Origin of the sequence: Nannocystis sp. RBIL2 (genome assembly GCF_026626745.1) — a bacterium.
Taxonomy (GTDB): domain Bacteria; phylum Myxococcota_A; class Polyangia; order Nannocystales; family Nannocystaceae; genus Nannocystis.
Map to the genome: position 1 here is coordinate 4,416,355 of NZ_JAPNJW010000002.1, position 23,064 is coordinate 4,439,418.

General features: G+C 71.0%; 12 protein-coding genes and 1 pseudogene. 5 read left to right on the forward strand and 8 right to left on the reverse strand.

The window, feature by feature from the left end:
• Positions 1-25: 25 nt before the first annotated feature.
• A complete protein-coding gene (locus tag OV090_RS42460; protein ID WP_267710602.1) occupies positions 26-3,040 on the reverse strand; it encodes a poly(A) polymerase in 3,015 nt (1,004 codons plus the stop codon).
• 182 nt (positions 3,041-3,222) lie between these two features.
• Here OV090_RS42460 and OV090_RS42465 point away from each other — a divergent pair, with 182 nt between their 5' ends.
• Positions 3,223-4,791: an MYXO-CTERM sorting domain-containing protein gene (locus OV090_RS42465; RefSeq protein ID WP_267710603.1), complete on the forward strand. Its 1,569-nt coding sequence runs from the start codon at positions 3,223-3,225 to the stop codon at positions 4,789-4,791.
• Positions 4,792-5,230: 439 nt separating this feature from the next.
• Here OV090_RS42465 and OV090_RS42470 read toward each other — a convergent pair whose 3' ends face one another.
• Positions 5,231-6,448: a hypothetical protein gene (locus OV090_RS42470; RefSeq protein WP_267710604.1), complete on the reverse strand. Its 1,218-nt coding sequence runs from the start codon at positions 6,446-6,448 to the stop codon at positions 5,231-5,233.
• Between OV090_RS42470 and OV090_RS42475 the strand changes: the two genes are divergently transcribed.
• Complete coding sequence (locus OV090_RS42475) at positions 6,406-6,936, forward strand: gamma-glutamyltransferase (protein WP_267712129.1); 531 nt, start codon at positions 6,406-6,408, stop codon at positions 6,934-6,936. The two genes, OV090_RS42470 and OV090_RS42475, sit on opposite strands and share 43 nt — an antisense overlap.
• Positions 6,937-7,518: 582 nt before the next feature.
• Here OV090_RS42475 and OV090_RS42480 read toward each other — a convergent pair.
• A complete protein-coding gene (locus OV090_RS42480; RefSeq protein WP_267710605.1) occupies positions 7,519-9,285 on the reverse strand; it encodes a hypothetical protein in 1,767 nt (588 codons plus the stop codon).
• Between the two features lie 553 nt (positions 9,286-9,838).
• On the opposite strand from OV090_RS42480, the gene OV090_RS42485 reads away from it, so the two are divergent.
• Positions 9,839-10,168, forward strand: coding sequence for a hypothetical protein (locus OV090_RS42485; RefSeq protein ID WP_267710606.1), 330 nt, complete (start codon positions 9,839-9,841; stop codon positions 10,166-10,168).
• Positions 10,169-11,352: 1,184 nt separating this feature from the next.
• On the opposite strand, the gene OV090_RS42490 is transcribed toward OV090_RS42485, so the two are convergent.
• The 3 genes and pseudogenes from OV090_RS42490 to OV090_RS51255 all read right to left on the reverse strand — a co-directional run.
• Positions 11,353-14,682, reverse strand: a complete 3,330-nt coding sequence (locus OV090_RS42490) for a hypothetical protein (protein ID WP_267710607.1) — start codon at positions 14,680-14,682, stop codon at positions 11,353-11,355.
• Positions 14,683-14,922: 240 nt separating this feature from the next.
• Positions 14,923-15,642 (reverse strand): head GIN domain-containing protein, encoded by a 720-nt coding sequence (locus tag OV090_RS42495; RefSeq protein WP_267710608.1) that lies wholly within the window; start codon positions 15,640-15,642, stop codon positions 14,923-14,925.
• Positions 15,643-16,324: 682 nt separating this feature from the next.
• Positions 16,325-16,453, reverse strand: a pseudogene (locus tag OV090_RS51255) (helix-turn-helix transcriptional regulator); the annotation flags it as partial.
• A 206-nt stretch (positions 16,454-16,659) separates the two neighbouring features.
• Between OV090_RS51255 and OV090_RS42505 the strand changes: the two are divergent.
• Together OV090_RS42505 and OV090_RS42510 are read left to right on the forward strand one after the other, a co-directional pair.
• Positions 16,660-19,320 carry a serine/threonine-protein kinase gene (locus OV090_RS42505; protein ID WP_267710610.1) on the forward strand — a complete coding sequence of 887 codons (2,661 nt, stop codon included), beginning with the start codon at positions 16,660-16,662 and terminating at the stop codon, positions 19,318-19,320.
• A gap of 394 nt (positions 19,321-19,714) precedes the next feature.
• The gene (locus tag OV090_RS42510; RefSeq protein ID WP_267710611.1) at positions 19,715-20,701 is read left to right on the forward strand and encodes an ADYC domain-containing protein; all 987 of its coding nucleotides are present in this window, start codon (positions 19,715-19,717) and stop codon (positions 20,699-20,701) included.
• A 498-nt stretch (positions 20,702-21,199) separates the two neighbouring features.
• On the opposite strand, the gene OV090_RS42515 is transcribed toward OV090_RS42510, so the two are convergent.
• Complete coding sequence (locus OV090_RS42515; RefSeq protein ID WP_267710612.1) at positions 21,200-22,207, reverse strand: hypothetical protein; 1,008 nt, start codon at positions 22,205-22,207, stop codon at positions 21,200-21,202.
• 169 nt (positions 22,208-22,376) lie between these two features.
• Positions 22,377-23,054: a tectonin domain-containing protein gene (locus OV090_RS42520; RefSeq protein WP_267710613.1), complete on the reverse strand. Its 678-nt coding sequence runs from the start codon at positions 23,052-23,054 to the stop codon at positions 22,377-22,379.
• Positions 23,055-23,064 lie beyond the last annotated feature (10 nt).

Consider the following 23,064-nt stretch of genomic DNA (forward strand, 5'->3'; position numbering starts at 1 on the left):
AACCGGATGGAACCCGGCCCGGGCCTCACTCGACCGGCTGCACCAGCAGCTCCGCGCCCTCCGGCCGATCCGCCCAGCTCGCGAACGCCCCCGCGAACGAGGCCGCCGCCGCCGCGATCGCCGGCGGCTCCCCGCCCTCGAGCCCGACCGCCCAGCAGGCCTCGCCGGCCCGCAGCGGCCGCGGGTACGGCCGCACCCGCGCCCCCGCGTCCTCGAGCGCCAGCAGCAATCCCATCACATGTCCCTCGAGCCAGCCGACGCACTCCGCCCGCGCCTCGCCGCCTCCTTGCAGCCTCAGCTCGACGCGCCGCGGATGCGCCGACGGATCGACCGCCGCCATCCAGGCCGGATCGCCCGCGGCCAGCAGCGTCGGCGCGCGGCGCAGCTCCGCGTGCAGCAGCGTCAGCGTCGAGCGGGTCACGTGGCGCGCCGAGTTGAACGACGGCGGCGTCGGCGTCCAGATCGGCCACAGCGGCTTGCGCCCGCCCCTCGGCTCCGGCGGCGGCTCGAACGCGATCGCGGCGCCCGGCGTGCGCGCAGCCAGCAGCATGAAGAAATGGCGCAAGAGCGCCTCCGGCTCCGCGGCCACGCCCGCCTCGCCGGCCGCGCGCACCGCCCACGCGGTCACGAGCGCCCACGTGTAGCCGCCGAGCAGCCCCCACGCCCCCGCGTCGAGCTGGCGCGCGCGGGCCCACCCGCGCACTCGCGCCAGAGTCTCGCGGAACACGCTCGAATCGTAGTACTCGGCGACCAGGATCACCAGCGAGTCGGCGTCGACGCAGCCGAGCGCCGCGCGGCGGCTGGCCTCGTCGAGGATCGCCAGCTCGCCCGGGTCGAGCGACCCGAGCGCCCGCGACTGCAGCGACGGCGGCAGCCCGGCGTACTGCAGGTCGACCGCGATCCCCTCGAACCTGCACTTCAGGACAGGCAGCCCCGCGCTCTTCACGGTGCGCACCGCGAGCAGCTCGCCGGCCGCGGCCAGCCGTGCCGTCAGCGCCGCGAACAGCTCCGCGCGGTCGACCCCGTCCGCGCCGGCCCACACCAGGTCGAGGTCGCCGTCCGGCCGGGCCACTCCGAGCCGCGCCGAGCCGACCACGTGCAGCTGCGACCGCTCCTGCACCGCCGCAGTCGCCCGCTTGAACGCCGCCGTCACCCGCTCGTGCGTCGGCGACGGCCAGCGGCCGAACGGCGGCAAGCTCCCCCACGGGCCCTCCGTGATTTCCTGTTCTTCGGGACAGGTCGGCACCGACGCCCGGATCTCGAACGGCTCGTCCTCGCGGCGGCTGATCAGGTGCACCGCCTCGACCGTGAATTCCAGCGCGCGCCAGCTCGACCGCCAGCCTTTGATCGCGGCCGCGATCTCCGCCTCGCTGCCGGTCAGCTTGGCGATCGTCAGGTGCGGCACGAAGCCCGGCCCGCGCGACGACTGCTCGTCGCACAGGGGAAACAGCGCCGCCGCTGCCGCCTGCAGGGCCATCAGCGCCACGGGAGGATCGCTGACCGGCTCGAGCCACACCGTCGCGCTGCCGCGGTGGTCGAACCGGCGCACCTCCTTCAGCGCGATCCGCAGCGGCAAGAGCCCGCGCAGCGCCGCAGTCAACGCCGCGGCCGCGTCGGCGAACAGCGCCTCCGGCACGAAGCCGTACACCAGGTTGATGTGCGGCATCCAGCGCCCGTGGCTCGGGTCGTGTTCGGCGCGGATCGCCTGGATCGCCGGCCACGCCTCCGCCGGCGGGATCACCACCAGCGCGCTGCGGTGCACCGGGCTCGCCGCGGCCAGCCGGGCCCGGCGCGCGGCCATGTCGGCGTCGGCGACCACCTGCAGCAGCGCGCACACGCCGAAGTGATCCGACGCGAACATCTCCTGTCCTTCAGGACCTGTCCCGAAGGGCTTGTCACCGAACAGCGTGGCGTCGATCGGCGCCAGCGCCCCCGCCGGCGAGCGCAACAGCGCCCGGTCGAAGCGGGCCGCCCTGCCCGTGCGGCTGGCCAGCCGCGCCAGCGGGTTGGCCTCGGGGTCGAAGGTGAAGCCCGGGTGGTGCGGGTGAACCTCGCGCCACACGTCGACCAGGCCGGCGCGCGCGAGCTGCTGGTCCTCCTCGCCGTCGCCGAAGTTGAGGTCGCCGAGGACCAGCGCGTCGTCGACGTCGGCGCGGCCGAGCCGCTCGACCAGCACCGCCAGCTGTTCGGCGCGGCGGTCGTCCGCGTCGGCCTTGCGGTTGCTCGTCAGGTGCACCGCCGCGACCGCCAGCCGCCGGCCCGCCAGCGCCAGGCGCCCGACCACCAGCCGCTTGCGCGCCGAGAACTCGTGCAGCTCGAGCGCCAGCGGCCAGCGCGACAGCAGCACCTGCCCGTACGGCTGCAGCCCCTCGGCGTCTGGCCCTGCGGACACGTAGTAACTCTCGCGCAGCCACGGCGCCGTCAAAAGCTCGGTCCACAGCCGCGGCGTCACCTCCTGCAGCGCGACGATGTCGGCCTCGCGCTCGCGCAGCAGCTCGGCGCACGCCGGCGCGCGCGCCTCGCTGTACAGCTGCTCCGGCTCGTAGAGGTCGAACAGCACGTTGTAGGTCGCGACCTGCAGCGCCTCCACCCGCGCCTCGTGGAGCCCCGTCGCCGCTACCGGCAGCCAGGCCCCGCGCGACGGGTCGAAGCGGAAGCACGGCCGCGTCTCGAACACCGCCGGGCCCGGGCGAGGCTTGCTGCGCCGCGTCGGCGCCGGCGCGGCGACCGGCGCCGGCGCGCACGCGCGGGCGATCGCCGCGTGATCTGCGGCCGGGCTGTCACCTGACCCGAAGACCAGGTCAATACGCGCCCGGCGATCCCACACGATCAGCTCGCCGGCCTTGATGAAGAAGATCCGGTGCCACGGGATCTCGTTGTCGCCGGCCAGGAACTCGGCGAGCGGCGCCTCGCGCACGCCGGCGAAGCGCTCCTCGTAGCCGACCACGAACCGACGCACGTCGAACGTCGCGTCGAAGCGGAGCCGCCCGACCACGTCCTGCACCGGCCGGAGCCCCTGTCTGTCGCGCTGCTTCGCCATGACCGAACCGCCCGCGGGCCACGTCGCGGGGACCCGAGGCTAGGCAGGGACGCCGGCCCGCGCAAGGGGTTTGCCCGGCCGCGCGCCCGCGCGCCGATGTCTGCGCGTGCATGCCCCGCGCTGCAGTTCGCGCGCCGTCGTGCGCGCAGCAGCGCCCCGGCCGGCGGTGTTACCGTCGCCGCATGCATCGCTTGCTGCATGTCGCGACCTCGTCTCTCGCCCTCGCCCTCGCCAGCGCCACGGCCCACGCCGCCGAGGTGCCGGTGGCCGATGTCGACGCCCTCCTCGCCGCCATCGCCGCCGCTCAGCCCGGTGACACCATCGTCCTCGCCGCCGGCGACTACGAGGTGCATCAGGGCAAGATCGCCTGCGAGACGCCCGGCACCGCCGACGCCCCGATCGTCGTCCGCGCCGCCGAGCAGGGCGCGGCCAAGCTGCGCCTCGACTCGCTCGAGGGCTTCCACGTGCGCGCCCCGTACTGGCGCTTCGAGGGCCTCGACATCGAGGGCATCTGCGCCGCCGACAGCGACTGCGAGCACGCCTTTCACGTCACCGGCGCCGCCAGCAACACCCACATCGTCGGCAACCGCCTGCACGGCTTCAACGCCATGATCAAGGGCAACGGCGAGCCGATCGGGCCCAACAACTCTTACGAGCACCCCGACGACGTCGTCGTCGAGTACAACGAGTTCTTCAATGAGGCCCCGCGCGACACCTCCAACCCGGTCACCCCGATCGACGTCGTCGGCGGCCAGCGGTGGATCCTCCGCGGCAACTTCATCCACGACCACGCCAAGGGCGGCGGCGACAACATCAGCTACGGCGCCTTCCTCAAGGGCCACGCCAAGGACGGCATCATCGAGCGCAACCTGGTCGTGTGCGAGCTGCTCCACAGCGGCCAGGTCCGCCTCGGCCTGTCGCTCGGCGGCGGCGGCTCGGGCCCCGACATGATCTGCGAGGACGGCGCGTGCAAGCCGGAGCACGAGCGCGGCATCGTGCGCAACAACCTGATCCTCAACTGCTCCGACGTCGGCATCTACATCAACGCCGGCGCCGACTCGAAGATTTTCAATAACACCCTCTACAACACCGCCGGCATCGACATGCGCTTCGCCGAGACCACCGGCGTCGTCCACAACAACCTGCTGATGGGCAAGATCCGCGACCGCGACGGCGCCGTCACCGACAAGCAGAACAACGTGGTCGAGGCCACCCTCGACCAGTTCGCCGCGTGGTTCGCCGACCCGGCCGCGCAGGATTTTACGCTGGTCGACGGCGCCGCGTTCGTCGACCTCGGCCTGGCCGTGCCCGAGGTGACCGACGATTACTGCGGCAACGATCGCAGCGACGGCGCGCCCGACATCGGCGCGATCGAGTACGACGGCGAGGGCTGCAACGGCGGCTTGCCGGTCCCCGGCGGCAGCGGCGGCGACACCACCACGACCGGTGACACGACCGGCGAACCCACCACCGGCGAGCCAACCTCCGGTGATTCCGGCGAGCCCACCACCGGCGGCTCCGACGGCCCGACCACCACCAACCCGGGCGGGACCGACGGCGAGACGTCGCTCGGCGAGTCGACCGGCAACACCACGCAATCGGCCACCGACGGCAGCAGCGCCACCGCCGGCGACACCTCGCCCGCGACCGACGACGACGGCGGCTGCGGCTGCCGCAGCGACGCGACCGCCGGCGGGCCGCTCGCGCTGCTGGCCCTGATCGCCCTGCGTCGCCGTCGCCGCCATTCGTAGCAGTCGCTCACCTTCGTGAACCCCGGAGCCGCGCGGCAGCGGGCGACCGCCGCGCGGCTCATCCGCACCATCCACGAGCGCTGGTTGCCGTCACAGCGCCGCGCTCGCCCAGTCGCCACTCGTCGCAGTCGCTCGCCCGCGTCCCTCACGACCCGGCCCTCGAGGATCCTCGCAGTCGCGGCGCAGCGAGCGACCTCCACGCGGCTCCCGTTGAAGCTCATTCGTCGCAGTCGCTCGCTCCCGCGACTCACGCATCCTGGGCCGTCCGCTCGCGCATTCGCCCGCGGGCGAGTCGATCACGTCCATCGACGACTCGTCCTCGCGTCGAGCCCGGGTTGCTGTCGATCTGCCGAGTGCCATGCTCCTGCGCTCCGCAATCTTCCCAGTCGCCGGCGGACCGCCGGCAGGAGCCCGCATGCGCGCACGCTTTGCAATGACCTCAGTGATGACCGCCGCTCTCGTGTTGTCCGCCACCGACGCCGCGGCCGCGGAGGTCGCGACTGCGATCGGCCCGATCGTCGGCGGCGAGGACGGCATGGTCGTCGCGTCGAGCAACGAGGCCGCGCGGGTCGGCGCGCAGATCCTCGCCGAAGGCGGCAACGCGGTCGACGCCGCGGTCGCCATCCAGTTCGCGCTCGGCGTCGCCGAGCCCGGCTTCTCCGGCATCGGCGGCGGCGGCTTCATGATGATCTACGACGCCGACGACGACGCGGTCACGGTCATCGACAGCCGCGAGCGCGCCCCCGCCAGCGCCAAGCCGAAGATGTTTCTCAAGAAAGACGGCGAGCCGATCCCGTTCGCCAAGCGGCGCACTCTCGGCGTCGCCGTCGGCGTCCCGGGTGCTCTGGCCGCGGCCGAGTACGCGCGAGCCGAGTTCGGCACCCGCTCGCTCGCCGACCTGATCGCGCCCTCGATCGCGCTGGCCGACCACGGCGTGATCGTCAGCCGGCTCATGGCCGCCAGCCTCGTCGAACACCAGGCAGTGTTGGCCGCCAACCCGGCCGCCAGCGCCCTGTTCCTGCCCGGCGGCAAACCGCTGACGATCGGCCAGCTGCTGGTCCAACCCGAGCTCGCCGACACCCTGCGGCTCCTCGCCGACGACGGCATCGACGCCTTCTACCACGGGCCGATCGGCGAGGCCTTCGTCGCCGAGGTCCAGGCCGCCGGCGGCGGCATGAAGATGTCCGACCTCGATCATTATGAGATCACCGTCGACGACCCGGTGCAGGGCCAATACGGCGACTACGAGATCGTCACCGCCGCGCCGCCCAGCTCCGGCGGGCTCACCGTGCTGCAATTCCTCGACATCCTCGAGCGGCTCGACATCGGCCAGTACCCGTTCGACTCCAGCCTGCGCTACCACCTGGTGATGAAGGCGATGCACCTCGCGTTCGCCGATCGCAACGCCTACCTCGGCGACCCCGAGTTCGTCGACATCCCCCTCGCCGGCTGGCTCGCCCCCAAGTACATCAAGAAGCGCGCCGCCCTGATCGACCTGACCGAGAACACCTGCCCCGTGCCGCCCGGCGCCATCGCCGGGGTCCCGCCCGCGCTCGCGCCGGTCGAGCTGATGAACGGCGACCCGCAGACCACCCACGTCAACGTCGCCGACCGCTGGGGCAACCTCGTCACCTTCACCGTCACCATCGAGCAGCACTACGGGACAGGCCGCCTGCTGCCGGGCTACGGCTTCTTCCTCAACAACGAGCTGACCGACTTCGACCCGCTGCCGGCCGGCCCAACTCGCCGGCGCCGGACAAGCGGCCGCTCAGCAGCATGGCGCCGACGCTGGTGTTCCAGGGCGGCGAACCCGTCTACGTCCTCGGCTCGCCCGGCGGTCCGCGCATCATCACCGCGGTCGCCCAGGTCTTGCTCGACCTGCTCGAGTACGACCTCGACATCGAGCAGGCGATCGCCAAGCCGCGGATCTACAGCGCGCTCTGCAACGAGAAGGCCCGCTGGGAGAGCGACCTGCCCCGGACCGTGCGCGACGAGCTCGAGGCCCTCGGCCACCGCTTCCGCGACGAACCGCTCGAGGTCGGCGACGTCAGCGTCATCGCAGTCGACGGCGGGACCTACGTCGGCGTCGCCGACCCCCGCCGCGACGGCGTCGCCGTCGGCATCACCCGCGTCGACGGCGATTGAACCGAGTGCGACGTATCGAGCGAGTGACCGGCGCCGCCCTCGATCATTCCCCTCGGCGCCCCTCGCATGCCGAACAATACACCTCGATCGGCTCGAGCGTGAACGCCACCGCGTTCGACCCGCACCCCGCGCAATGGCGATGGAGCGGCGCGTCGTCACAATACGGGCACATCCCTTTAATAAATACTCGAGTGAGGCAGCGGCCCGGCAGCCCGACGAAGTGGCAGCCGCAGACCGCTCGCGCTTCACGATCTTCGGGCTCGCTCATGGCTCGCTCCCCGGCTCTCGACCGCTCGCGCCGCAGCCGGGGTCGGTCATGATTCGTCCACTGTCTTGCCCGAACGTCGCGCCCGGTGTTTGCTCGCAGGCTCCGGGCTGCCGAGGCGCTCGAGTACGCCGCGAGATCGGGCGCCCCGACCTCCCGGGCCTGCGTCGCCCACCCGGCCGCGCGTCGCAGCGTCGCCTCGAGCTGCTGGCCGTGATAGGCCGCCTGACGATGCTGCTGTGCCGCAGCATGAACCTGTACGGCCGGGGTTCGGGGGTGTTCCGCGAGGGTCTCAGGCGATTCCCGCTTCAAAACGCTCAAGCGCGTGCGTCGATTCCAGGGAGCCCGAAGCGCCCCACGACCTCGCGACGGCCGACGTCGGCCAGGACGATGGTGCCTTGAACGAGGAGCGCGAGCGTCCGGCCCGTGGGGTCGAATGCGGCGGCTTCCGGCGGGGGGTGGAGCCGCACGGCGTCGCCCGCCCGATGATCACACAGGACACTCCTGGACCACAGGAGGTGCCACGCACCATCGCAGAAGGCCACCGCGTTCGCCGAGAATTCGTCGTCCTCGCCGTGGTCCTCCTCGCCGGCGCGACCGGCGTCGCTCGAAAGGATGTCCCACCGCGGGATGTCGCCGTCAGGGGGCTCAGAGGGACAAGCGTGCGGAATGCCCCGACCAAGCTCGATGATCTCCGTCCCGCTGCCCTCCTCGCCGACCCAGGCGAGCGCCATTCCTGGCGCATAGGCGATGGCAGTGGGCCGATCTCCGCCGGCACGAAGGCGCCGAATCTGTTGACCGTCGGCGGTCGTAAGGAACAGATCCTCTGGTTCGTCGTTGGTGACGAACCGCAACGCCACGCCGGGCGGCGGGCGATCCAGGTAAACGCCTGTCTCGCAATCGATCACCGATATCTCGCCCAGGATGGGTGCGATCCGAGTGACGCCCTCATTGTCGACGTGGACGAGGTCGTCACCGAAGCCCGAATCGGTGGAAGTGAGCGTCGGATGAGTCGCCCCGAAGAACCCCTCGAATACGGCGAATCGGCCACTCACCACACCGCGGAGCCTGGTACCCGCGGGCGGCAGCACGGAGAGGCCGTTGCCGGCGCGATCCAGGATCGACACGCGATCTCGAAGCTGCACGATCAGCCGTTCGGAGCCGACGAACGCGATCGATCGCGCCTCGCTGTCCGCGAGACCATCGGGCACTCGAACGAGGGGCGGCACGAGGCGCTCGTAGCTCCGGCGCGTCTGGCGAACGACAGCCTCGAACGCCAGTTGCACCTGGATACTCTCGTCTCGGAGGATCGGGGGCGGCGCGTCGAGCTCGAGCAACCTGCGCTCGCGCGTCGCTCGCTCGACGAGGTTCAACCACGTCTCGTTCAACGGCCCGATCCATGGAGTAACCTGCGTGGGCGCATCGATCGGGGCCAGCGGTCTATCGCCAGGTGGAGGGACGGGCACCTTTGCGATCGTGCAGAGGGGGAGAAGGGGGTGCTCCGGGTCGGAGCGCCGCAGCGCTTCCGCGAGCCCGCAAGGACCGATGAGATCGCCGTCGTCGAGGTCGTCGGCGAGCACGACCTGCCATCGTATCTTCTGCTCTGGAACGTCGACTCCGCGGCCGCTCCGCTCGCGCGCGTCCACCGGACGGAGCGCCTTCTTTCCACCCACCACGTGGCGCAGATCCTCCACGTAGATGCCGAGGGGGCCGGCGAGATGCCAATATACGGACGGGTGAACGACATTGGCAACTTCCAGGTGTCCCCACCGCTCGTCGCGCAGCCTTGAACGATCGCACAGCACGCCGCAGCGAGGACAGGTGACACCCCGCGACGTCTGTCCCTCGGTCGCACCGCAGGCGCACCGATCATCGAGCACCGGGCCGAAGATCACCTCGCTGAAGATCCCCCGCTGCGCCGCGCGCATCCTCTCTTCTCTCGCCACCGGATAGAAAGTCTCGGTGCTCGTCACCGCTCCTTGCGAGCGAGCGCCCTCATTCGCCTGTCCCGTGAGCGTAAGCAGCGCGCGCATGGCGTCCTCGGGATCCGCGGAGAAGAAGGCGGCGAGGCGTTGCTCCTTCATGCGCACAGCATAACGAGTTGTGGCCGCGAACGCGAGCGACCGACACGGGCCTCGGCGAGCACATCGAGGTGCCTGCAGCGTCCGCGAGCGTGAGGGAGCATCCCAGTTCGTGCCCCGAGCCGGCTCGTGCGCCGAGGCTGGGCGAGTGGGGCCACGGTGCGCGACGGCGATGCGCGGCCAGCAACGCCGGTGCGGCGGCAAGGCGCCGGAGGCGAATCAGGCAGAGCCCGCGCCATCGGCCGGCCCTCCGTTGCCGCACGCACCAGGCGAGCCTGACGGCGGCCGCTTGCTCGTCCTTGCCGCCGGCCTCACGAGCGTCCTCCGTCACCGTAGCGAGACGTGCAGGGGATGCGCTTGCGAGCGCGCATGAGGTGACTCATCGCCGGGTGAGCCGGGCGCGGCCGCAGGACCGCGTGGGTGTATCCTTCTGGTCGCTATGCCGAACGCATCCGCGCCCCGACCTCGTCCCCGCCGCTGGTCGATCTTCGGCGCCGTGTTCGCGACAGCGAGCTGTGGCGCGCCGCCAGCGTCCGAGGCGGAGAGCGGGGCGATGATGGCCTGGGTCGCCGGACTGGGGCTCCCGGCGGGTGCCCACGACATGGCGCTGCCGGATGCACTGCGAGCGTCGAGCCAGGACGGACGCGTTCGGGTGCTGGTCGGTGGCGACAATCGACGCTGCCTGCTGCTCAAGCGGCAGATCGGCTACAAGGACAACTTCGAGGGCGCGCTGTACTGCGACGCGCCGGTGCGGCTGGACGAGATCGTCGAGCGTCCAGGTGCGCCGGCGGTCGTCTCGATCACCGGCGACGCGGAATTCGAGGAGCTGTACGTGCGCGCGGGCTACGGCGACCGCCGCTTCGCAGTGTACTTCGATCTCAATTGACCGCTGCCAGGTTCGGGGCGGCCCGGGTCGCGGCGCTTCTCTGAGTAAGCGGGTGGGCAGCAGGCGACCGCCGGCGGTCGTCGATACGTCTTTTCCGCTGGTGCGACCCGTGACGAGTCACGAACGGTAGCGCTGCGCTCTCGGCGGAGCGCAACCAAATCACTACGGTCTTCCGCGTCCCTGACGGCGGTTGTCCGTGAAGACGAAACCGACGCCATCCTTGTCGCGTTTGATACAGAGCCACTCGTCGGCGTTGCGGTCGGACTCGAGGATCTCGAACTCGATTGACGGGGGCTCCCCAAGAGCGATAGCCTCGAGAACGACATCTTCGACCGTGATGAGTTCGAAGGGCGGGGGGCAACCACCCTCGGGCTCACCATCACCCGCAGCTGCTGGCGACGGCGTCCCCCAAACGACCAAACTGGAGAATACACCAAGTGTAAGGTTACGGAGGGTGCATCTGACGATAACTCGCATATCCTTCCCCTTTCCTGTCGGTGATCCGCTTTGAGCCCAGGCATGCTCAACTCCCGTACGGAGCTGACTCCGCACGGATCGCCAGTCATGCCGCCGGACTCCCGGGTCGACCTTTGAATGCGGCGGGCTGGCGGATCGAAATCTACTGCCCTCGCTCACGGTGACAAGTGATTTACCTCGCCTGCGCGACTGTGGGCCAGCACGAGCAAGAAGACCCACGCCTTGCGCTCACGGCCGCTGTCGGGGTCGTAGAGGCATCGCGCACGCCACATCGTCGAGTCGCCAAGGGCCGATACCCACAGCGGGTGCGTCTCGACCGCCAGTGGCCACGGTCGGAGGTTGGGCCGCAAGGGATCGACGGTGCCGAGGACGGCGCACACCGCCTCATGCTCGGTGAGCAGCTCATTCCGAGCGGCACCTCGTCGGCCGCACGTTGCGCAAGACCATGGCCCGGACAGGCACGTCGCGTGGGTCGGAGCCGGCACGGACCAGGGCCTTCGTGAAGCCCGTGACCCGCGGCCGTGTTACCTTCGCCGACACTTCGACGAAATTCCCCCTTCGAACCGCTTAGGCGCCCCTGAACCTCCTGCCGCATGCCCCGCGAGTGGTTGTTGAGGGAACGGTCGAAGCGTCCGCGCCGGTGAACAGCTCGTAACAGACGTGGTGGGGCGAGAGGCCCGGACGTAGGGCAACCTCGCCGCCGCGCGCTACGGTCTCATCATCATCGAGTCCGGGCCTGGGGCTTCGACGATCTGCTCCACACCGAGGAGGGATGCGAACGCCTGCGCGAGCGCGGCCTTGTTCATCGGCGCCTCTCCGGGCATCTTCAGCGCGAGCCCGCGGATCCCGTTTTCCCAGTCGAACGTCCGCAAGCAAGCCTCGGGCAGGTAGAATTCCTTCTCGGCGTGAAACGTACGCCAAGTCTCACCCGGGAGACGCAGGCATCCTTCCACGATCCAGCTGTCATCGTCCACCACGACGTCGAACGAGATCTCCGCCCGTTCGCCGAAGAAGAACGAGGGCTCGACGCTTCCTTCGAGCGCGGTGAGGTGACGTTCGATCACCGTGCGGTACTCGTGCTTCGCCGGCAGGTACACGATGTACTTCCAGCGCTGCGTCTCGGCCACGGCCGTATGGTCCTGCATCGGCTCTCGCCAGAAGACGACGCCTTCCAGCCCATTCACGTCTGCTTGCCACGGCGCGTCGGTGACGACCTTCACCCACCCATTCACGGCGAACGCCGGGGGGCCGGGTTCGGGAGGCGGGCCCTGACCCGGCTCCGCGGCAGGCTCGCACAACATCGGGTCCATCTGGAGGAGCGGCGTGCCGCCGGCGGGGCGGCGCGCCGCGAGCTCGGCGATGAACGCCTCGATCTCGTCCTCGAAGGGCAGCCGCGGCGAGCCGGCCGGGTCGAAGGTCGGCAGTTCGGGCGGCGGCAGGCCGAGCCTGGCGAGCACGCTGGTACACACGCGCAGGTCGTCGAACCAGGAGAACTGCGGGCCGTCGGCCCAGGCCTCGCGGTAGCCGGCGAGCGCCAACGGTCCGGCGAGGTCGAGCTCGCCCAGCGCGAGGTGGGCCGCCGCGAGGATGCCCGCGACGCGGCGATTGTCGTGGCGCGTCGCGGCGACGCGGGCGTCGGCGAGCGCCTTTCGGGCTTCGGTGTGTCGGTCGAGGTTGGCGAGGCAGACGGCGCGCCAGGCGTGGGCGCGGGCGCCGTCGGATCCCATCCGACGTGCGAGCTTCACCGCCTCGGACATGTGCGACAGGGCCGCCGCGAATGCGCCGTGGGCCGCCTCGATCCGGCCGGAGAGCAGATGCCAGTCGGCGGCCAGATCCACGCACAACTTGCTCGTGAGATGGGCCGACACTTCCTCGAGGAACGGCGCCGGGTCCTCGCCGCGGGCGAACGCGATGGCGGCGCGGCAGAGGTCGAGGGCGAAGGTGTCGTGTGCCTTGCCGAGGGCCGCCATGTCGGCCTCTGCCTCGTCCCAGCGGCCGAGGTCGGTCGCCAGCACTGCGCGGGCGTGGAGCGGGCCGCTGCTCACGTGGCCATGCGCGAGCATCAGTCGGTGGGCGAGGGTCAAGGTGTGCATCGCGGCGTGGGTGCGGTTGGCGGCCGCGAGCGACTGACCCCGGTCGAAGAGACTGCCCCTCAGATTGCCGGGACGGCGGCGTTCGAGGTTGAGGCGGACCGCCACCTCGCGCATGGCCGCGGCTTCGGGTTCGCGCCCGACCTGGGCGAGCGCACACGACAGGTCGCAGATCCGCCAACTCTGGGCCGTATGGTCGTCCAGGGCCGGGGGCTCGCACAGCCCGTCCGGGAACAGCGGGGTCAGGAGCTCGATCGTCACCTGGTTTGCCGAGAGGTCGTCGAGGCGGTCACTCAGGCGCTCATCGTAGAACTCCGAGGCCCTGTCGAGGTCGCCGAGGCCGACGTATGCGCGGTAGGGCTCGAGCGAGCGCCGCAGGTCGGCGATGCAGGCGACTTCGTCGCCCTCGGGCGGGGCGCGGACGAAGTGACGGCGGACCGCGGCGGACGCGGCGGTGCTCTCATCGTGGTCGAGGCGCCTCAGCGCGTGGGCGCGGACGACCGGATGGAGGTCGTAGCGGTTGCTGCTGCGGTCCCACGTCAGGAAGCCGCGGGTCTCGAGCAGGCACAGGTCGGCGTGGACGTTGGCGAAATGGGCGCGGGTCCCGGGCTGGCGGGCGTACGAGTCCGCGAGCGCGTGATAGATGTCCCAGTTGGCGCAGAGGGCCCGCAGCTTGTCGCGTCGATCCAGCAACTCGCGCCGGGTGTCGTAGTAGGTCTCGGTGGCGAGCTCGGCCTCGACCTGGCGCAGCCGGGCGCGCGGGGGCGGGGGCGGGCGTCGCAGTCCGAGCGGCGTGCCGAAGAGCCCGAGCACATCATCGAGCTCGGCCGCGTAGTGCAGCGGGGCGAGCCGCGCCAGCAGGCGCTCGGCGCGAGCCGGCAGGGCGTCGAACGCGACCTCGAGGATGCTCTCGCGCAACTTGGCGGGCTCCCTGTCGAGGATCTCGGCGAGCAGCCAGGGTCCTTCCTGCATGCAGCCCGCGAGCAGCCGCCACAGCAAGGCGTGGTGATCGAGCGTCGCCATGGCCCGGGTCGCGCGCCCGACCCCTGGGCCGTCCGGATCGAGGCCGAGCTCGCGCAGCAGCGCGGGCAGCTCGGCGGGGTCGAGGCCGTCGAGCGTGCGCAGCTCGACGCCGGGCGCGAGGCCCTCGCCGTCGCGCAGGTCGGTCGGGAAGATCCGCGAGGTCGCCAGCAGCCGCGACGGGCTCCCCTGACACAGCGCGCGCAGGAACTCGCCGTCGCGCGGGTCGGTGAACGAGTGGAGGTCGATGGCCTCGTCGGCGACCTCGTCGGGGAGGCGCATCGCATCGAGCCGGTGGTACGCGACCAGGGCTCGCTCGAGACCGTCGACGACGATCAGGAACGGTCGCGCCCGCACGGCCGCGAGCACCTGGCGCTCGAGCTCCTCGCGGGGACCGTGGGCCGCCTCCGCGGGCGGCACCCCGGCCGCGTAGGCCGCGAGGCGACGGATCAGGGCCTCGAAGTGCGCGCCGCGCTCGTAGAAGCTGAACCACATGCAGCCGGCCCACGGCGGCGCGTCGGCGAGCCGCCGCTCGACCCACGCCCAGGCCAGCGCGCTCTTGCCGACCCCGCCGCGCGCGCTGATCACCCGCGCGGTCTGCCCGTGCGCGAGCCAGGTGTCGAGCTCCGCGAGGTCGGCGGCGCGGCCGGTGAAGGCGTTCGACTGGAAGTACGGGTGGACGAGGTGCGGCGCGGGCGGGGCCGGCGTCTCGTACGGGCTCACGTGGGGTTCTGGGACCGGTTCATCGTCCAGGTCCGCGTCGTCGAAGGTCGCCTCGGGAGGCAGGGCGAGCAGGCGCAGCTCGGCGTAGGCGGCGGGGCCGAGGTCCGCGAGCGGGCCGTCCGGGAGCCTCAGGTCGGCCGGGCCCGGATCGTCGCCGACGCGGACGACGAGCGCGCCCTCGGGTTCACATGTCCCGTAAGACATGTCCAAAGGGACAAGGCCTGCGCGCCAGACGGCGTCGACGACGGCGGCCCGGGCGGACTCGGAAGCGTGAACGACGACGCGGCGCATCGGCCTCATGGCCGCGGAGGATCTCCCATGGGTGGGACTTCCACAAGCGCATGCACGCCCGCGCCGCTCACGACGGGCGAGCTGCCGTGCTGGACGAAAATGAGCGATTGCGAGGACCGCGAGGCGATCATGGGCAGGCCCGACTGCCAGCTTTCAGTGAAAGACGACCTGACCGGAGCCCGTCTGGTCGACCTGGCGATCGCCGGGCTCACCCCACACGTGAATGGTACCGGAGCCGGTCAATTCGATGTCGATCAAGCCGCTGGCGCTCAGCTCGATGAGGCCCGAGCCGCGCGAACGAGCGACGGCGGCCTCAGCGACCAGCTCGCGGGCGAAGATCCCACCCGAGCCGGCGCTCTCGAACGAGATGTCACGGACCTGCCCGCCGAGGTGCAGGTCGCCCGAGCTGGTCGAGCGCACCTCGACCGCCGGGGAGGTCAGCGCTTCGACGACGAGCCCGCCCGAGCCCTGGTGGAGGATCTGCGTCAGTTCAGCCGCCTCGCCCAGGACCTCGACGTGGCCCGAGCTGCTGTTTTCGACCGCGTGCAATTGCCGGACTTCGACCTCGACCCGGCAGTCGCCGCGCGGGCGCAGCGAGTTCAGCCCGCGAGAGTCGATCCACAGCACGTCGCCGTCGAGGTAGGTCTCGATGTCGTCGACGAGGTTGGAGTCGCAGACGACCCGCACGGCGTCCTCGTCGGCGAACGCGATCTCGATGTCGAGCGAGGTCGTGTTGTGGACGGCGTCGAACCCACGAAGCGCGCGCTCCTCGACCACGACGTCGCCGTTGCCCGTCAGCGGGAAGCAGCCGCCAAGGGCGAGGGCGAGGACGGGGAGCAGGCGCGAGAGAAGGGGACGATGACAGAGCGGCATGACGGCGCTGCAACACCGGACGCGGGCGTCGGCGTCACCGGCGATCGACGTGCGCGTACGCGCCTGGGCGGGGTCTCGCCGCGGCAATCTCTTGGGGGCCTCGGTACTCCCACGCATGACCCCGCGCATCGGACCGCCCAACCGCGGAGGACCCTGGCGTGCGCGGCTCTGTGCGGACGTCCATGTCGCGGCAGGGAGCGAGCCTGTAACGCACCAAGGGGACAATGTGCTCCCGTGCGACGGGGGAACCACGCTCATCGAGCCCGAGGCGAGCTGCAAGCGCAGCAGGTCGCCGCGACGCTCGAGCTGTCGCGGACCGAGGTCGGGCGCAAGCCCGGCCACCGGCCGCCGCGGCCATGCATGGCCGCGCCGCTGGCGGCACGTCGATCACCTGCTCCTCCACGCCACGACCGCGCGTAAGAGCTCCCACGCCGGCCTCATGCCCTGGCAGAATGGCGCGCGTGAAGGTGATCCGCCTGTTCCTCATCTTCGTCGCGTGTGCGGGGTGCACCGAGCCTGTCCGCGTGGTGGACGCGTTGATTGTCGAGGAGCAACTCGAGCGAGTGACCGGCGCCGCCCTCCATCATTTCACGCGGCGCCGCTCGCACGCCGAACAACACACCTCGATCGGCTCGAGCGTGAACGCCACCGCGTTCGACCCGCACCCCGCGCAATGGCGGTTGCGGTTGCGTTCTCCCAGCGGCACGCGCAGGTGGTCGGCGAGCCGCAGCAGCATCGTGCGGCTCGGGAGCGAGCGGCCGGTCTCGACGAAGCTCAGGTACCGGGTCGAGACTTCCACCTGAAGGGCCAGGTCACTCGAGCATGACGCTCGAGGTCGCGCCGCTTCGCAAGACGCTGCGCTCGGCGTACCCTGTGACCATGGAGCCAGGCACACGGAACACCTTACCTACGCAGTCGGTGACGGTGTCGCCGTATGCCCCTACAGCTCCCAGCACGGGCGCAACGGCTCCGCCTCCGGATCGGCTCGTCCGCGGGACGCTCGTCGGACGCTACATCGTGATCGACCTCGTCGGCGCCGGTGGAATGGGCGCGGTGTATGCGGCCTACGATCCGGAGCTCAACCGCAAGGTCGCGCTCAAGCTATTGCTCCCCGGCAGCGCGTCCGAGCCGATCCGCCAGGCGCGGCTGCTCCGCGAGGCGCAGGCGATGGCCCGGCTGTCCCACCCGAACATCGGCGCGATCCACGACGTGGGGACCTTCCACGAGCAAGTGTTCTTCGCCATGGAATTCGTCGCCGGGGTCACGCTCCGCGCATGGTTGCAGGCGCGCGCGCACGGATGGCGGGACGTGCTCTCCCTGCTGGTGGCGATCGGCCGCGGCGTCGCGGCGGCGCACGCCGTGGGGATCGTGCATAGCGACCTCAAGCCCGAGAACGTCATGATCGGCGCCGACGGACGCCCGCGGGTGATGGACTTCGGGATCTCGCGGGCGGAGCGGACGGCGGAGGAAGATCCGACGCTGTCCGGGCTCATCCCGCGCACCGACGTGCTCCGGACCGAGCAGGGCGCCGTGCAAGGCACGCCACCGTACATGGCGCCCGAGCAATGGCGATCGGGCGAGACGAGCGTGCTTTCGGACCAGTTCTCCTACTGCGTCGTCGCATGGGAGGCTCTGTTCGGAGAGCGGCCGTTCCCCGTCGACGCGGCGGCGAGGGCCGCGGTCGGTGAGCCGCTGCGCCCCGGCGCGCCGCCGTCGTCTGCCCGGGTGCCTTCCTGGGTCCGGCGGACGCTGACGCGCGGGCTATCGACCCGCCCGGAGGATCGCTTCCCGTCGATGAACGCGCTCCTGGACGCGCTGACGTCGGGCCAGGCGCGCCGGCGCAGGTCGTGGCTGGCGGCCGGAGCGGCCGCGGTCGCGCTGGTCGGCGGCGGGGTCGCTGCGACGCGATCGTGGCAGCAGCAGCGACACGTCGCCGCCTGCGAAGCGGCCGGCGCGAGCATCGTCGGCGACGTGTGGACCGACGAGGTCCGCGCCCGCGTGCGCGCAGCGATGGCCGCGACGGGTATCCCCGACGCCGAGTCCGTCGACGCGCGAGTGGCAGGATGGACCGACGCGTGGACGACGCGCTGGAAGGAGGTCCGCACCGACGCGTGCCTTGCGAGCGATCCGGGACCCGTCCCGTGCCTGGACGATCAGCGCCAGCGGCTGGCTGTGCTGCTCGAGGCGATGGCCGAGGTGCCCGAGCGCGGCGTGATGGCGCGGGCGATTCATCAGGCCGCCGCGCTCCCGGACCCGCGAACGTGCGCCGACCCGACGCTCGCGCGCTCGCGCCCACCCACGCGAGGAGACGAGGCGCTGTCGGCGTCGCTGCGCCGGGACCTGCGACGCGGCGAGCTGATGACCGTGACGGGCCGCACGGCGCAGGCCGGCACGGTCATCGAAGGGGTGCGCGAGCGGGCCGAGACCGAGGGGCTGCAGGTGTTGGTCCTCGAGGCGAAGCAGGCCGCCGGGGCGAACGCCGAGCGGGCGGGCGACTACGCGGCCGCCGAGCGGACGCTGAGAGAAGTGCTGACCGCCGCCGGCGCGGCGGGGATCGACGACCTCGCCATCGCATCGGCGACCTCGCTCGTCAGCGTCGTCGGCATGTCACTGGGGCGCCACGCCGAGGGCTTGCTGTTCGGCGAGGTCGCGGAGATGCTGGTGCATCGCCTGGGTCAGACGGACCGGCCGCCGCACGCGCGACTGCTGATGCACCTCGCGGCGGTGCATCACCGGGCCGGAGCGGTGCGCGAGGCCCTCGCTAGGTCGGAGCGGGCGTGCGAGATCTTCCGGCGTGAGCTCGGCGCGGCGCACCCCGAGCTGGCGACGGCGCTGGACCAGGTCGCTTCCCTGCGCAGAGACCTCGGCGAGTACCGCGAGGCGATGGGGCTCTACCAGGAGGCGCAGGACATCGCTACGGCGTTGTTCGGACCGCACAGCATCGAGGTGGCAGCGAGCCAGGCGAACATGGGGACGCTGCACCTGTACCTCGCAGAGCGCGCCGAGGCGATGGCGCTGCAGAAGCAGGCGGTGGCGACATACACCACCATCCTCGGCCCGAACCACCCCGACGTCGCGCGCGCGCGCAGTAACCTCGCCAACGTACTGGCGGAGAGCGGGGAGCTCGCGGCGGCGCTCGTCGAGCAGCGCGAGGCGCTGCGGGTGTTCGAGGCGGCGATGGGCCCGACGCACCGCGACCTCGGGACGATCCTGCACGACCTCGCGTACGCACAGGGGCTGTCCGGCGAGCTGCCGGCGGCGGAGCAGAACCTGCGCCGCGCCCTGAGCATCTGGGAGGCCGCGTTCGACGCCAACGACCCCCGCATCGCGGCGCTGCTGAGCGCGCTCGGCGAGGTGCTGCTGATGTCCGGGCAGCCGGAGGAGGCGGTGAAAGTGCTCGAGCGGAGCGTGCGGATCGGCGAGGCCAACGGCGCCCTGCCCGAGCGGCTGGCGGACGCCCGCGTCGCCCTGGCGAAGGCCGTGTGGGCGGCCCGCCGCGACCGCGTGGGGGCGCTGGCGATCGCGGCGAAGGCGACGGCGGTGTACCGCGCGGCGGGCTCGGCTCGCGCGGAATTCCTCGCCCAGACCGAGGCCTGGATGCGCGAGGTCGACGCGACGCCGGAGCGCGTCGAGCCAAATCCGAAGAGGTCCAAGCCAGCTGCTCCGCTGCACCCTTGACCGGCTCTACATCAACATCTTCCGGATCCGCCGCCAGCTCGCCGAGGCCGGTGTGGCGGATGCGGCGGGCGGGCACCGGGCTCCTTCGGATCGGGGTGTCGCAGCTCGAGGTCGTGCCCTGCGCTGAAGTTCGGCGCGCTCGAGCGCACCCACGCGGCATCGGCCGCGAGCTTCACTGTCACAATCTGTAAGATCGTTGAAAGGCGGCTTCGCTTGCTCTACCTCCGAGCCTGTGCAAAGCTGCCTCGGCTCGACCTCCGGGATTGACCGGAGCATCGGGCTGCCGGGCCGAGCTTTGCGCGACAGCGGGCCCGAACCGAGCGGTTGCTCGCCCTGACGGGGCTCGGGCCGAGGTCGGCCCATGGCGTCGAACGAACACCAGAGGTGAAATAACATGTACCGAAAGACATATCGTTGGATCTTGACCGGGGCCCTGATGTGGGCCGCCGGTTGTGACGAGGGCGTGCCTGCCGGGGACGGCGACGACGAAATTGCGCTGCGTCCGTACGCCTGCCCAACCTGGAAGTGCGGCTTCAATTCGGCGGAGGTGAACGGCCGCTCCATCCGCGAGCTCAACCTCGACGGCGCGACCAATGGTGAGGGCGCGCGGATCGTCGGCTTTCTGGCGCCCGCCGGGTTGCTCGGCAATTATCGCCTCGACGTCGAGAACGACGCGCTGCTCGCCCGCAACCCGAATGGCCAGACCCTGCGCGGCGCGCAGCTCATCGGGGCGACGATTCTGGTCCAGGAGCCGGGGCTGTTGTCGTTGCCGGTCCCGATCACCGTGCTCGGCTACCAGGAGATCGATTCGTGGGCCGAGGACGCGCCGAAGGTGCCGACCTACGCGCTCCTCTACCCCGACCTGGGCGCGCTGCTCGGCCTGCGCAACGTCTGTAGCGGGGACCTGCTCGACACCCTCGCCAGCGCGGCCACGGTGATCGGCGGCGAAACCTACGACCTCGACGACAAGACAGTGAACCCGAACCGAAGTCGGTGGATGACGATCGCCTGCGCTGGCTCGGCCGCCGCCAAGATGCGCCTCCTCGGTTACGGCCCGCAGTCGAGCGCGACCACGCCGGCCCAGCGGCAGGCGACGCTCAAGATGGTCACCGCCGACTACTGCGGCGGCGGCGACAGCTACACGCAGAACGGCACCGAGGTCCGCTGGGCCAACGCGAGCGGCACCGTCGCCCCCGACTCTGGCGTCCCGCTCGGCGAGCTCGAGGCCGTGTGGACCGAGGACGGCGCGCTGTGTCTCGACAGCCCGCGGGTCGCCGGCACGGTGGCGGACTGCAGCTTGCCGAGCTGCGCCGGCCTATCGGTCGCCGACGGCGAATGGGTCACGTACACCGCCGAACGCGAGGCCACAGGCGGGGGGTGATCGGTCCCTGGACGTCTCGGACTCGCGGAGGCTCTCGGGTCCTCGGCCACACACGAGCCCTGACCCCGTGGCTTCGGCTGGAGGTCGAGGCGACGCCAGAGCGCGCCGACCCGACCCGACGCCGACGAAGTCGCAGCCGGGAGGCACCTCCGCTCGGCCGGGCCCGGCGCGCGAGCCCGAGCGACAGCACCGCGCGGCCCCCTCGCCGCCGTGATGGATGGACGAGCCCGCTCGCCATCGCCGCGCCCGCGGTCCGGCCCGCGAGACACGCCGCAGCCCGCGACGCCGCCCTGGTATTATGGGCACATGGGCAGGATCGAGAGCGACGAGTCCGAGGGTCGGCCGCTCCCCGAACGCGCCATCGTGGGCCGCTCGCGCGCCAGCCAGGTCTGGCTTCAGGATCCCCGCGTGTCGGCGGAGCACGCCTGCTCCGCTGGAACGACGGCCAAGCTGCGCCACGCCCGCCGCCTTCGACTCCCTGAGCCGGCACGCGGATGGTCAGGCGCCGAGAACGTTCTCGAAGTAGCCGGGACCCGAGCTCGGCAGGATCTCGGAAGCGCTGGTGTAGCGCAGGGTCTCGGTTTCCCAGGCGTGGTAGCCGCTCATCCACGCGGTCATTACCTCGATAGAGGTGTCCACGTCGGTCCGTTCGGACGGGCTGAGGCCGAGCTGGGCGCACATGGCCGGTACCTCGGCGGCCAGGTGCTGGAAGCGGGTGCAGCGGCGGAGGACTTGCCGGCGGGCCTGGGCGACAGCTTCCTGGCGGGAGCATTGGCGGACGTGCTCGATGACCAGGACGAGGTTGTCCATGTCGCCGCGGGCTTCCTCCTTCTCCAGCGAATAGACGTCGTTGCACATCACCGTGATATCCACCGCGATCTCCCGCATGATGCGCAGATGCGGGCTGTGGAAGGCCGCCGCCGGGACCGTGATGCCGGCGGCCCGCTCCCCGAGGGATATGGGCAGGGCAGTGCCGCCGATGCCGCGGCGGACCTGGAGGTAGCACTCCATGTCGGCCGGTGTGCCCCGCAGGCGGCCTATCGCTTCGTGGGCCTGCGTGGCGAAGTAGTACTCCCACTCGTGAGCGACTCGCGACGTCCACCCGGCAGGCGCGCCGTTGGTGCTGCGCTGCCAGAGGTCGGCGAACGCCCTCGAGCACGGATCGCTGTCGGCGGAGAGCGTGGCGCCGTGGACGATGTCGATCAGGCCCTGGCACACCCGTGCCATACGCTCGGGGGCTCGGCAGAGGGGACCATCGAGTTGGTCGTCGAAGACGAAGAAGAACCCCATCGCATCCGTGACCAGGTCTAAATCCGGGCCCTGGGCGTAGGGGAAGCCGTAGGCGGCGAGCCGCGGCATGTCCCACGAGGAGTACCAGTCCACGGCCTCCCGGCTGACGACCAGTCCGTGCTGTTGAACCCAGGCGAGGTTGCGGCGGCGGGCGCCTTCCAGCTCCGGACTGATGTGCAGTGAGAAGGGCAGGTCGAATGTGACGTCTTGAGGCATGGTCAATCCTCAGTGGCGCGAATCGTCGTGGCCACGGCAGGAGCGCCCGCCGGTCACCCGGTCGATTCCGGGAGAGCCGGCAGGCGTTCAACGTGGGCAGATGCGGGGCATGCGGTTCGTCCGCGTGCTCGAACCGATGAGGTGACGTTGCTCGGCCCCGCAGGGGTCCCTAGAACCAGAGGTCCGTGCCGAGCCAGCGGTAGATCTCGTCCTTCGCGTCGACCCCGAGGACCGTCCCGTCGTAGCCGACGGACACGTGCTTCAGCGACCCGTCGATCTTCTCCCACTCGTTCTCCCCGGTGTAGCGGAAGACCTGATTGCCGCTGTCGACGCCCCAGATGTGCTTCGCCGAGCCGACGGAGACCTGCTTCAGCGTGCCCGTGAGCTTGCGCCACTTGTTGTCGCCCAGGTAGCGGAAGACGGCGTTGGCACTGTCGACGCCGAAGACCGTGCCGTCCGACCCGACAGAGACGTAGGTCAGCGATCCGTCGATCTTCTCCCACTGGTTCTCCATCGTGTAGCGGAAGATCTGGTTGCCGCTGTCGACGCCCCAGATGTGCTTCGCCGAGCCGACGGAGACCTGAACCAGCGAGCCCGTGAGCCTGCGCCAGTTCCACCTGGTACTCGCGCCCAGGTTGTGGAAGACCCCGCTCACTCGATCGGTTCCGAAGACCGTCCCGTCCACCCCGACGGAGACGTGATCCAGGGACCCGCTGATGCCCTCCCAATCGCCCTCATGCCTGTAGCGGTAGATCTGTTGATTCGCGTTGACTCCCCAGATGTGCTTCGCCGAACCGACGGAGATCTGCTTGAGAACGCCAGTCACCTTGTGCCAGGTCCATGCCATGATCTTGCTC